12 protein-coding genes are annotated in these 12,133 nt (G+C 68.8%); 9 read left to right on the forward strand and 3 right to left on the reverse strand.

What is annotated here, in order from left to right:
* Positions 1-37: 37 nt before the first annotated feature.
* Genes EV643_RS07705 through EV643_RS07725 form a run of 5 tightly spaced genes read left to right on the forward strand, consistent with a single transcriptional unit; the run spans position 38 to position 4,875 of the window.
* The gene (locus EV643_RS07705) at positions 38-1,426 is read left to right on the forward strand and encodes a phosphomannomutase/phosphoglucomutase (protein WP_133799300.1); all 1,389 of its coding nucleotides are present in this window, start codon (positions 38-40) and stop codon (positions 1,424-1,426) included.
* A complete protein-coding gene (locus EV643_RS07710) occupies positions 1,426-1,623 on the forward strand; it encodes a Trm112 family protein (protein ID WP_133799301.1) in 198 nt (65 codons plus the stop codon). Before EV643_RS07705 ends, EV643_RS07710 begins: the two co-directional genes overlap by 1 nt.
* Positions 1,623-2,699: an SIS domain-containing protein gene (locus EV643_RS07715; protein WP_133799302.1), complete on the forward strand. Its 1,077-nt coding sequence runs from the start codon at positions 1,623-1,625 to the stop codon at positions 2,697-2,699. Before EV643_RS07710 ends, EV643_RS07715 begins: the two co-directional genes overlap by 1 nt.
* Entirely contained in the window at positions 2,693-3,886 is a 1,194-nt protein-coding gene (manA, locus tag EV643_RS07720; RefSeq protein ID WP_133799303.1) for a mannose-6-phosphate isomerase, class I, read from the forward strand. The genes EV643_RS07715 and manA overlap by 7 nt, the downstream gene beginning before the upstream one ends.
* A 29-nt stretch (positions 3,887-3,915) precedes the next feature.
* Positions 3,916-4,875: a cation diffusion facilitator family transporter gene (locus EV643_RS07725; protein WP_133799304.1), complete on the forward strand. Its 960-nt coding sequence runs from the start codon at positions 3,916-3,918 to the stop codon at positions 4,873-4,875.
* A gap of 18 nt (positions 4,876-4,893) precedes the next feature.
* Here EV643_RS07725 and EV643_RS07730 read toward each other — a convergent pair whose 3' ends face one another.
* The gene (locus tag EV643_RS07730; protein ID WP_133799305.1) at positions 4,894-5,262 is read right to left on the reverse strand and encodes a MerR family transcriptional regulator; all 369 of its coding nucleotides are present in this window, start codon (positions 5,260-5,262) and stop codon (positions 4,894-4,896) included.
* A gap of 120 nt (positions 5,263-5,382) precedes the next feature.
* On the opposite strand from EV643_RS07730, the gene ahcY reads away from it, so the two are divergent.
* The gene (gene ahcY, locus EV643_RS07735; protein ID WP_133799306.1) at positions 5,383-6,831 is read left to right on the forward strand and encodes an adenosylhomocysteinase; all 1,449 of its coding nucleotides are present in this window, start codon (positions 5,383-5,385) and stop codon (positions 6,829-6,831) included.
* Positions 6,832-6,931: 100 nt separating this feature from the next.
* Here ahcY and EV643_RS07740 read toward each other — a convergent pair whose 3' ends face one another.
* Positions 6,932-7,567: a TetR/AcrR family transcriptional regulator gene (locus EV643_RS07740; RefSeq protein ID WP_133799307.1), complete on the reverse strand. Its 636-nt coding sequence runs from the start codon at positions 7,565-7,567 to the stop codon at positions 6,932-6,934.
* Positions 7,568-7,654: 87 nt separating this feature from the next.
* Between EV643_RS07740 and EV643_RS07745 the strand changes: the two genes are divergently transcribed.
* A complete protein-coding gene (locus EV643_RS07745) occupies positions 7,655-9,139 on the forward strand; it encodes an MFS transporter (RefSeq protein WP_133799308.1) in 1,485 nt (494 codons plus the stop codon).
* A 51-nt stretch (positions 9,140-9,190) separates the two neighbouring features.
* Here the strand turns inward: EV643_RS07745 and EV643_RS07750 are convergent, their stop codons facing one another.
* On the reverse strand, positions 9,191-10,144 hold the full coding sequence (locus EV643_RS07750; RefSeq protein WP_238165430.1) for an RDD family protein: 954 nt from the start codon (positions 10,142-10,144) through the stop codon (positions 9,191-9,193).
* 79 nt (positions 10,145-10,223) lie between these two features.
* Between EV643_RS07750 and EV643_RS07755 the strand changes: the two genes are divergently transcribed.
* Both EV643_RS07755 and EV643_RS07760 read left to right on the forward strand, forming a co-directional pair.
* Positions 10,224-11,222, forward strand: a complete 999-nt coding sequence (locus EV643_RS07755) for a stage II sporulation protein M (protein WP_133799309.1) — start codon at positions 10,224-10,226, stop codon at positions 11,220-11,222.
* A 36-nt stretch (positions 11,223-11,258) separates the two neighbouring features.
* Complete coding sequence (locus EV643_RS07760; RefSeq protein ID WP_133799310.1) at positions 11,259-12,092, forward strand: DUF1206 domain-containing protein; 834 nt, start codon at positions 11,259-11,261, stop codon at positions 12,090-12,092.
* Positions 12,093-12,133 lie beyond the last annotated feature (41 nt).

A 12,133-nucleotide genomic window follows, 5' to 3' on the forward strand; every position in this document is an offset into this window, starting at 1 on the left:
AACACAGAGATAACAGTGGGCCAGATAGGGTCCACGCATGGTTGACGTTGCTGCGATCTTCAAGGCGTACGACGTACGTGGGGTCGTTCCGGACCAGTTGGACGAGTCGGTGGCCCGGGCGACCGGCGCCGCGTTCGTCGAGGTGCTGGACGTGCTGACGGGGGCTGGGGCGGTCGTGGTCGGTTACGACATGCGGCCGTCCAGCCCCGCGCTGGCGGCCGCCTTCGCCGAGGGGGTGACCAGCACCGGGGCCGACGTGATCGACATCGGCCTGGCCTCCACCGACCAGCTGTACTTCGCCTCCGGGCGGCTCCAGCTCCCCGGCGCGATGTTCACCGCGAGCCACAACCCAGCGCAGTACAACGGGATCAAGCTCTGCCGTGCGGGAGCGGCGCCGGTCGGCTCCGAGTCCGGGTTGGCGGATATCGCAGACCTGGTCGCCAAGGCGCTGACCGAGACGCCGGTGAGTGTCGCCGTACCGGGCAAGGTCGTCCACAAGGACCTGCTCACCGCGTATGCCGACCACCTGCACGACCTGGTCGACCTGACCCGGATCCGGCCGCTGAAGGTGGTCGTCGACGCCGGCAACGGGATGGGCGGGCACACCGTCCCCGCTGTCTTCGCGACCGGGCCGGTCGAGATCCTGCCGCTGTACTTCGAGCTGGACGGCAACTTCCCGAACCACGAGGCGAACCCGCTGGACCCGAAGAACCTGGTCGACCTGCAGGCGGCCGTTCGCGAGGCCGGCACGGATCTGGGCCTCGCCTTCGACGGTGACGCGGACCGCTGTTTCGTGGTGGACGAGAAGGGCGACCCGATCTCGCCGAGCGCGATCACCGCCGCGGTCGCCGTCCGGGAGCTGGCCAAGCACCCCGGCTCGGCGGTCATCCACAACCTGATCACCTCCAAGGCGGTGCCGGAGCTGATCACCGAGCATGGTGGGACGCCGGTCCGGGCCCGGGTCGGCCACTCCTACATCAAGCAGCTGATGGCCGAGACCGACGCGGTGTTCGGTGGCGAGCACTCGGCGCACTACTACTTCCGCGACTTCTGGCGGGCCGACACCGGGATGCTCGCGGCGCTGCACGTGCTCGCGGCTCTCGGTGAGCAGGACAAACCGGCCAGCGAGGTCTTCGCGGAGTTCGAGCGGTATGTCGCGTCCGGGGAGGTCAACAGCCGGGTGGACGACGCGGCCGCGACAGTCGCGGCGATTGAAGACACCTACGCGGGCCGCGACGGGATTACCGTTGATCATCTCGACGGACTCACAGTGGATGCCGGGGACTGGTGGTTCAACGTCCGCGCGTCCAACACCGAGCCGCTGCTGCGGCTGAACGTCGAGGCCGGGGACGCCGCCACCATGGAGCGTGTCCGGGACGAAGTACTGGCCCTGATCACCGGAGCACCGGTGGAGGAGAAGAACTGATGGCAGTCAACCTGGACCCGGACCTGCTCAGCATCCTGGTCTGCCCGAAGTGCCGGTCGGAGTTCCGCGTCGACGACGAGGCGAACGAGCTGGTCTGCACCAACGCCGGCTGCGCGCTGGCCTACCCGGTGCGGGACGACATCCCCGTGCTGCTGATCGACGAAGCCCGGCAGACCAAAGAGACCGACGACCACTGATGAGCTCTTTCGACGACTCGCGGCTGGACGATCCGGCCGCACTCCAGGCGACCGACCACCTGCTGCGCCGCCTCGCCGGGGCCGGTGCCCGGATCCGGGCCGAGATCGACGCGGCCGAGGAGGCGCTGTCCCAGCTCGACTCGGACGGCTTCCGGCCGCGCGCGATCGTCGCCGCCGGCCGGGACGCCCGGCTGGTCCGGGCCGTGCTGGAACCGGTCTGCCCGGTCCCGTTCGTGGCCTGGCCCGGTCCCGGCCTGCCGGGCTGGACCGGTCCGCTCGACCTGGTGATCGTGCTCGGTGGCAGCAGTGCCGACACCGAGGCGATGTCCGCCACCTCCGAGGCGGTACGGCGGGGCTGCGGGCTGATGCTCGCCTCCCCCGAGGACTCCCCGGTGGCGCAGGCCTCGGCCGGCTCCCGGCACGCGATCCGGTTGCCGTCGCAGTCCGACGACCAGCTTGCCGCGGCCGTCGCGGTACTGCAGGGGCTGCACCAGATGGAGCTCGGGCCGGTCGTGGACGCGAAGTCCGTTGCCGCGCTGCTGGACGAGGTCGCGATCGAGTGCTCGCCGAACAACGACGTCGCGGCGAACCCGGCCAAGGATCTGTCGCTGATGCTGGCCGACGCGCTGCCGCTGGTCTGGGGTGGTTCGGTGCTCGCCGCGCGGGCCGCTCGCCGGGTGGTGGAAGCGATCCGGCTGGCCAGTGGCCGTCCGGCCCTGGCGGCCGACGCCGGCCACCTGCTGCCGGTGCTGAATCAGCCGCCGCGTGACCTGTTCGCCGACCCGTTCGACCAGGCGGACGAGCTGCGGCCGGGGCTGATCATCCTGGACGACGGCGTCGAGGACGCGGGTGTGGCCGAGCACCGCCGCCAGCTCGAGGAGAAGGCCGAGCGGCACGACGTCCGCGTACACGTGGTCACCCAGGCCAACGGGACGGACATCGCCCGGTACGCCGCCCTGACGCAACACGGCCGGTATGCCGCGGCGTACCTGGGCATCGGCCTCGGCCGGTACGGGACCCCGGTCGATGACGTGCCGGTCGTGCCCGGCAATCCCGCGGAGGATCCGGCGTGGTAGCTCTGCTCCGGAACACCATCCGGGACTACGCATGGGGGTCGCCGACCGCGATCCCCGAGCTGACCGGTGCCGAACCGGACGGCAGGCCGCAGGCCGAGCTCTGGATGGGCGCACACGAGTCGGCGCCATCCGTGCTGCCGTCCGGTCAGTCGCTGTACGACCTGGTGCGGACCGACCCGATCGGCACGTTGGGAGTGGAGACGGCCGAGCGGTTCCAGGGCCGGTTCCCGTTCCTGGCGAAGATCCTGGCCGCGGCACAACCGTTGTCGATCCAGGCCCACCCGTCGCTCGAGCAGGCCATCGACGGGTACGCGCGGGACGAGGCCGCGGGGATCCCGCTGGACGCGTCCGACCGCAACTACAGGGACGCCTGGCCGAAGCCGGAGATCCTGATCGCGCTCGAACCGTTCGAAGCGCTGGTCGGGTTCCGGCCGCTGAATCGGACCGTCGCGTTGCTCGACGCCCTGGCCGGCGAGGGGGTGGCGGTCGATGGGTTCGAGGAACTCACCGACCTGCTCCGCAACGGCAAGCTGCAGGACGCTTTCACGCACTTCATGAGCACCGACCGCGACTCGATCCGTCCGCTGGTCGCCGCTCTCGGCGAGGCGTGCAGCCGGTATGCCAGGGCCGAGTTCGCCCTCGAAGTGGAGACCCTGGAGAAGCTGTCCACGGATTTCCCGGACGATCCCGGGGTGCTCGCGGCACTGCTGCTCAACCGGGTCCGGCTGGATCGGTTCCAGGCGGTCTACCTGCCGGCCGGGAACGTGCACGCCTACTTGTCGGGGACGGGGTTCGAGGTGATGGCCAACTCGGACAACGTGCTCCGAGGTGGACTGACCCGCAAGCACGTCGACGTACCGGAGCTCGTGTCCGTGGTCGACTTCGAACCACTGGCTGACCCTGTTTTGACCGCACGGCACGAAACAGGGCAGTACGAGACAGGCTGTCCGTACTTCGCGGTCCGGCGGGTGGATCTCGGTGTGGCGCCGGTGACCGTGGCGGATGCCGTTGGGCCGCGAATCGTCGCCTGTGTTGACGGAACGACCACGGTCGGTACTGCAGATGTTGTCATCGGCATCGACGACGTGGTCGAGCTGTCCGCGGGTCAGTCGGCGTTCATCAAGGGACCCGAGGGACCCTGTACCCTGCGTGGGTCCGGCACGGCGTTCGTCGTGTCCGCTCGCTGAGCCCCCCGATCTGCTGGAGGACTACCGAAATGGCTGGTGGCGGTACCAAGGCCGTCGTCGCGGCACTGCTGGCGAACACCGGAATCGCGATCACCAAGTTCGCCGCCTGGGGCCTGACCCAGTCGGCGTCGATGCTGGCGGAGGCGATCCACTCGGTCGCGGACGCGGGCAACCAGGTGCTGCTGCTGGTGGGTGGCAAGCGGGCGCAGCGGGAGGCAAGCGAGCTGCACCAGTTCGGCTACGGTCGCGAGCGCTACGTCTACTCGTTCATCGTCGCGATCGTGCTGTTCAGCGTCGGTGGGCTGTTCGCGCTCTACGAGGGCTGGCACAAGGTGAACGACCCGCACGCGATCGAGCACTGGAAGTGGGTCCCGGTCGCGGTGCTGGTGGCGGCGATCATCATGGAGTCGTTCTCGTTCCGGACCGCGATCGTCGAGGCGAACAAGATCCGTCACCAGGTCGGCTGGGCCAAGTTCATCCGCAACGCGCGGTCGCCGGAGCTGCCGGTGATCCTGCTGGAGGACTTCGCCGCGCTCACCGGTCTGGTGCTGGCGCTGATCGGCGTCGTCCTGACCCTTGCCACCGGCAACGGTGTGTTCGACGGCCTGGGCTCGATGGCGATCGGTGCCCTGCTGGTCTGCGTGGCGGTCTTCCTGGCGATCGAGATGAAGTCGCTGCTGCTCGGCGAGTCGGCCACCCGGGAATCGCAGGCCAAGATCGTCGCCGCGATCGAGAGCGTGCCGGGAGTGCAGCGGATCATCCACATCAAGACGCTGCACCTGGGCCCGGAGGAGATCCTGGTCGCCGCCAAGTTCGCCGTCGAACCGACCGCCGACGCGGCCGTCGTCGCCGAGTTGATCAACACCGCCGAACGCGCCGTCCGCGAAGCCGAGCCGATGGCCCAGCACATCTACCTGGAACCCGACATCTACGTGGAAGGCCACGTCCCGGACGAGCGCCCCGCGGTCCCCGAGGCCCCGTCCCACTGAGTCCTACTACTCGGGGTTCTACCTCGGGCGGTGGGGTGGCGGCGGGAGTACGCCGGAGCGGCCTAGCCAGCGGAGTGCTCGTTCCCGGTCGATCTCGGCCGGGCTGGGTGGGGCGGACAGACGGCCGGTGCGGTAGCCGAGGTTGCGGAGATCGGCTGCGACCGAGGGTTCCGCGAGTGCCCGCAGGGCGAATGCGAGGGCGGCCGGCGTCACGTCGTACCGGTGTTCCAGTTCGAGGGCGAGCTTGACCGCGGCGAGGTCGCGTTCGTCGTACTGGCGCTGGGAGTTGTGGCCGGACCGGGTCCGGGGCAGCAGTCCCAGCGCCTCCCGGTAGCGGAGCATGCGCGGTGTGGTGCCCAATAGTTTGGCGGCTTCCGTGATGCGCATATGTTTATCCTGACATTTCGGTGTCAGGAATGCCTACCCGGTGTCCACCGCGGGTCCCCCGACCTCTAGGCTCGTCGCCTGAAGACTTCACACCGACACCCTCAAGGGAGCGGGAACCGCATGACGTTCGACTACAAGGTGGCAGACCTCGGGCTGGCCGAGTTCGGCCGCAAGGAGATCCGGCTCGCCGAGCACGAGATGCCGGGTCTGATGGCGATGCGCGCGCAGTACGGCGAGAGCAAGCCACTGGCCGGTGCCCGGATCATGGGCTCGCTGCACATGACGATCCAGACCGCTGTGCTGATCGAGACGCTGACCGCGCTCGGTGCCGAGGTCCGCTGGGTCTCCTGCAACATCTTCTCCACCCAGGACCACGCGGCCGCCGCGGTCGTCGTCGGCCCGGACGGTACCGCGGACGAGCCGAAGGGTGTCCCGGTCTTCGCCTGGAAGGGCGAGACGCTCCAGGAGTACTGGTGGTGCACCGAGCAGGCGCTGACCTGGCCGGGCGACAGTGCTGGTGTCACGGGCCCGAACATGATCCTGGACGACGGCGGCGACGCCACGATGCTCGTCCACAAGGGCACCGAGTTCGAGAAGGCCGGCGCCGTGCCGGACCCGTCGACGGCGGAGTCCGAGGAGTTCGGCGTCGTGCTGTCGCTGCTGACCCGGACCCTGCAGGAGGACCCGCAGCGCTGGACCACCATCGGCCAGGGCATCAAGGGCGTCACCGAGGAGACCACCACCGGTGTGCACCGGCTCTACGAGATGCACAAGGCCGGCGCGCTGCTGTTCCCGGCGATCAACGTCAACGACTCGGTGACCAAGTCGAAGTTCGACAACAAGTACGGCTGCCGGCACTCGCTGATCGACGGCATCAACCGCGCCACCGACGTGCTGATCGGCGGCAAGGTCGCGGTCGTGGCGGGCTACGGTGACGTCGGCAAGGGCTGCGCCGAGTCGCTGCGCGGCCAGGGCGCCCGGGTGATCGTCACCGAGATCGACCCGATCTGCGCGCTGCAGGCCGCGATGGACGGCTACCAGGTCACCACCCTGGACGAGGTGGTCGGGACCGCCGACATCTTCGTCACCACCACCGGCAACAAGGACGTCATCACCGCCGACCACATGGCGCGGATGAAGCACCAGGCGATCGTCGGCAACATCGGCCACTTCGACAACGAGATCGACATGGCCGGGCTGTACAAGACCGCCGGCATCGAGCGGGTCACGATCAAGCCGCAGGTCGACGAGTTCCGGTTCGCCGACGGCCACACCGTGATCATCCTGTCCGAGGGACGGCTGCTGAACCTCGGCAACGCGACCGGTCACCCGTCGTTCGTGATGTCGAACTCCTTCACCAACCAGGTGCTCGCCCAGATCGAGCTGTTCGTGAAGACGGCCGAGTACCCGACCGACGTCTACGTGCTGCCGAAGCACCTGGACGAGATGGTCGCCCGGCTGCACCTGGACGCGCTCGGCGTGAAGCTGACCGAGCTGTCCAAGGAGCAGGCCGAGTACCTCGGCGTCCCGGTCGAAGGCCCGTACAAGTCGGACCACTACCGCTACTGAGTTCCTTCAGTACTACGACGGAAGGCGCCTCACCAACGCGGTGGGGCGCCTTCTGTCATTCCCTGGAGGGAATTGCCGGTGCCACCGGCATCTGAAGCAGTCAGGCCCGCCAGCGGTCGGTCAGTTCGTCACTGCTGGGCGGCGGTCCCGGGAGTTCCGAACCGCCGCCTGGTCGTTCCCCGGGCCGATGCATCGCCTCCAGCATCAGGGTGAGGTACCGATGCCGGAGCTGGTTCGTCCGAGCCTCGTCGCCGAGCTTGATCGACGTGATCTGCTCCAGGATCACCCCGAAGTCCTCGACCACGATCCCCGGCCGGAGGTATTCCTTCGTCCGCGCGTAGATGGCCTGGTTCAGCTCAGCCGCCCGGGCGGCGTCCCGCCAGAGGTCGGGCGTCGGGGTGAACGTTCCCGCCAGCCGCTGGGTCAGTGAGTTGGTGTCAGCGTCGACCAGCGAGTGCAGGAACGCCCCGAACGCAAGCCACGGCTCGCGGTTGTCTGCGAGAGTCTTCTCCGACTCCTCGATGTACCGGGCCAGCCCGTCGCTGCAGAGCCTGCGGAGCAACTCCTCCTTGCTCGCGTACCGCCGGTAGAGCGCGCTGATACCGACGCCGGCGCGCTCCGCCACCGCCGAGATCGGGGCGCCGGGATCGGCGATGAACACCGCCCGGGCCGCGGCCAGGATCACTTCGTCGTTGCGGGCCGCCTGCGCCTGCCGGCCACTGAGAGCTTTCGTCATGTCGTCCAGATTACCACTTGAACGGAATGCTCCGTTCCGCTAGAGTTGGAACAGAACATTTCGTTCCGTTTGAGTCTGGAGTCGATGATGACCGCAGTCGTAGAACTCCCCCACAGCGCAGCACCCGCCGCTGTCCCCGAGGCCGCCCCGCGGCGCCTTCGCAAGCGCTGGCTCGCCTTCTCCGCGGTCATCACCGCGTCGGTGATGGACCTCCTCGACTCGACCGTTATGAACGTCGCCGCCCCCGCCATACGCGCCGACCTCGGCGGCTCCTACGCGAGCCTTCAGTGGATGGCCGCCGGGTACACGATGGCCCTGGCCGTACTGCTCCTCGTCGGCGGACGCCTCGGTGACTTGGTCGGCCGGAAGCAGGCGCTGCTGATCGGTGTCGGCGGATTCACCGTGACCTCGTTCCTCTGCGGCCTCGCGGTGTCGTCCGAGATGCTGATCGCCGCGCGCGTCGCCCAGGGCGCGTTCGCCGCGATCATGTTGCCGCAGGGCTTCGGACTGGCCCGAGACCTGTTCGAACCGGGCGAGCGAGCCAAGGCGTTCGGGTTCTTCGGCCCGGTGATGGGTCTGTCTGCGGTGATCGGCCCGATTGTCGGCGGCACGCTGCTCGACGCGGACCTGCTGGGTACCGGATGGCGAGCGATCTTCCTGGTGAACATCCCGGTCGGCATCTTCACCTTCGTCGTCGCGGCCAAGTACTTGCCGAACGCCCGGCCCACTGGCCGCCGGATCTCGCTGGACATTCCCGGGCTGCTGATCGCCGGCGCCGGCCTGTTCGCCCTGGTCTACCCGCTGGTGCAGGGTCACGAGCTCGGCTGGCCGCTGTGGTCGAAGGCGCTGCTGGTCGCCTCGCTACCGGTGCTCGCCGGGTTCGCTGTCCACCAGTCCCGCCGGCAGCGCAGCGGCGCGACCCCGCTGATCGAGCCCGGGCTGCTGCGGAGCCGCTCGTACCTGTCCGGCGTGTTCTTCGCGGTGGTCTTCTTCGGGGCGATGGCCGGCACGTTCGTCCTGGGCATGTTCCTCCAGGTCGGCCTCGGCTACACCCCGATCCACGCGAGCCTGGCGATGGCGCCTTGGGCCTTCGGGGCGCTGATCGGCTCCGCGGTCTCCGGGATCACGATGCAGAAGTACGGTCGCAAGCTGCTGCACATCGGCCTCGCGCTGATGGCGACTGGACTGATCGGACTGTACGGCGTGCTGGCGCTGACCGGCCTGAACGTCGGGCACTGGGATCTCGTGGTCCCCAACCTGATCGGTGGAGCCGGCATGGGCATGGTCTTCGTCCCGCTGTTCGACATCGTCCTGAGCGGCGTCCGGGACGAGGAGGTCGGCTCGGCCACGGGCATGCTGGGCTCGCTCGAGCAGGTGGGAATCGCGCTCGGTATCGCGGTGATCGGGACCATCTTCATGGGCGAGGTCGCCCACGCCGCGCCCGCGACCCGCGCCCTGGCCGCACTCGACGGCACCCAGGCGGCGCTGCTCGCCACCGTCGGCGGGATCCTGCTCGCGTTCGCGGTCGGCTTCCTGCTCCCCAAGACCGCCCGAGCCGGCACCGAGCACTGATCCAGCCGACCGAGGCCGGTCTCTCACCCCTCCTGGTGCAGGTCCGCGGGGCTAGAACCACTGGTTCGGCTCGTTGCTGCCTGGCGCGTGCCAGCCCTCCGGGTTCACCTGGGTAGGAGGTGTGTCCTGCGGCGGCGCGGGCGGTCCCGGGTACGGCAGCGGGGGACCGTTTGGACCCGGCGGGATGCCGTAGGGCGGGGTGGTGGTGTAGGGGTTGGGTGGGCCGAATGGGCCGGTGTGGCCGGCGGGGCGATGGGCGGCCAGGCGGGCCAGTTCGCGGCGGCGGCGTTCGGCCAGGACCGCGGACAGGAAGGCGGGCGACGCGATCGGCACCGGGGGAGCGGGTGCGGTGACGCCGCCGACGCGGAAGGCCAGTGCGTCGCCGAGGGCGACCTGGGCGGCCGGCTCGAGTTCGCGGTAGCGGGCCAGGTACTCGCGGGACGTGTTCGCCAGGTCGTCGGACAGCCGGGACAGCTCCAGCGACTGCGCCCACTGGACGAGGTGACCCGGCACGAACAGCGGTGGCGACGCCATCGGCTGGTGGCGTTCGCGGATCACCACGGTGCCCGCGACCATGTCGCCGATCCGCTTGCCCTGCTTGTTCATCAGGCTGGCCACGATCCCCGGGCTGGCCGCGAACCACGGCGCGAAGTCCACGAACACCCACAACAGCGCCCGAACCAGCGCATGCCGGAACCGGATCGAGCTGCCGTCGTCGCGGACCACTCGCAGCCCGAGCATCATCTTCCCGAGCGTGCGCCCACGGGTGAGCGTCTCCATCACCACCCGGTACCCGACCAGTACGAGCAGCAAGGTGATGAACACGAGGGCGATCCCGAGCGCCTCGCTGGCCTCGGTGATCAGGAAGCCGAGCAGCGCGGTCAGCACCACCCCGAGCACGATCGACTGCAGGGTGAAGTCGATCGCGCACGCCAGCGCCCGGGTCGGCATCCGCGCGATCCGCACCTGGAGAACAACCGCTTCCCCCGTGACCAGCTGAGACACCCTCGCCCCCTCCCCACCAAAGACACCCGAGACGGCTAGTGTGCCAGCGCAGGTAGCTAAGCGGTGCAAAGGAGGCGGGATGGACGTCGAGGCGTACGTGTCCGTCCATCAGCCGCAGTGGGATCGCCTGGCTCACTTGACTCGTCGGCAGCGGAGGTTGACCGGGGCCGAGGCTGACGAACTGGTGCTGCTCTACCAGCGTGTCGGGACGCACTTGGCGGCGCTCCGGGCGGGTGGGGCCGATCCGGTGGCGATCGGCAGGTTGTCCGGGCTCATCGCCGACGCCCGCGGAGCCGTGACCGGTGCGCAGGCTCCCGTCTGGCGCGACATCTCCCGGTATTTCCTGGTGAGCTTCCCGGCCGCGCTGTACATGTCGCGCCGCTGGTGGCTGACCATCGGCCTCTTGTTCTACCTGGTCGCGGGCTGGGTGGCGTGGCGGATCATCGCGCACCCGGAGGTCCTAGACTCGGTCGCGACGCCGACGCAGATCCAGCAACTCGTCGACGAGGACTTCGCCAACTACTACACCGAGAACCCGGCCCAGGACTTCGCCCTCCGGGTCTGGGTCAACAACGCGACCATCTCGGCCGCTGTACTGGCGATCGGGGTCCTGCTGGTCCCCGTCGTCTTCGTCCTCTGGAGCAACGCGGTCAACCTCGGACTGATGGCGGGCGTGATGATCGGCCACGACAAGGGCGACGTGTTCTTCGGCCTGATCACCCCGCACGGCCTGCTCGAGCTCACCGCCGTCTTCGTGGCGTCGGCGGCCGGCCTGCGCCTCGGCTGGGCCTGGATCGCCCCCGGCCCGCGCACCCGGATGCAGGCCCTGGCCCAGACCGGCCGCGCGACCGTCGGGATGGCGATCGGCCTTGCCGCGATCCTGTTGGTCACCGGTCTGATCGAGGCCTTCGTCACGCCGTCCCCGTTCCCGACGGCCGTACGGGTGGGCATCGGTGTCATCGCCGAGGTCGCCTTCTTCGTCTACGTCTGGACCCTCGGCCGCCGGGCCGCGCAGGCCGGCGAGTACGGCGACGTCGAAGCCATCGACCGCGAGGCCACCGCCCCCGTTTCAGCCTGAGGACCTAACGGTTTCGATCCGGGGTACCGGGTCTCAATGAAATCCGCCGAAGCCGCCCGGCAAAGCCGCCTGTACGACGTGTCGATCACGGCCGGGTTGATCGCGTACGGCGTCGTGCACCTCCTCGTCGCCTGGATCGCTCTGCAACTCGCCTGGGGACGACCCAGCGAAGAGGCCTCGGAAGAGGGTGCGCTCAGGCAACTCGCCGACGAACCCCTAGGCGGGGTACTGCTCTGGGTGGTCGCGATCGGACTCTTCGTACTGGTGATCTGGCGAATCCTCGACCTCGTCTACGGCCACCTCGACCTGGAGAAGAAGCTGTCGGCGGTTGGCCGCGGCCTCGTCTATTTGACGCTCGGGATCAGCGCGATCCGGGTGGCCGTCGGCTCTGGTGGTTCGAGCACCGGCAGCACGCGATCACTGAGCGCCCGGCTGATGGAGAACGGCGCCGGCCGGGTGCTGATCGTGGTCGTCGGCCTGGTGATCATCGCGATCGGCGTTCGCCAGCTCTACAAGGCGGCGACGAAGAAGTTCACCGAGGACCTGACCGGCGGCGTCTCGGACACCACCGTGCTGCTCGGCCGGATCGGCTATGCCGCGAAGGGCATCGCGTTCTTCATCGTCGGCGCGTTGTTCGGCTGGGCCGCGATCGACTACGACCCGCAGAAGGCCGGCGGTCTCGACACCGCGCTGCACACGATCAAGGAACAGCCGTTCGGCGCGATCCTGCTCACCTTGATGGCCATCGGCATCGCCTGCTTCGGCGTCTACTGCTTCGCCTGGTCCCGCAGCCAAGCACTGAGCTCAACTGGCAGTCAGAGGAAAATCAGCTACGGCTTGGGGGCACAGATCGGAAACAAAGATGCGTAACTCGTTGACATAGCACCGGCCTGTGGTGTGGCTTTCTCTCT

Source organism: Kribbella caucasensis (genome assembly GCF_004361855.1).
GTDB lineage: Bacteria > Actinomycetota > Actinomycetes > Propionibacteriales > Kribbellaceae > Kribbella > Kribbella caucasensis.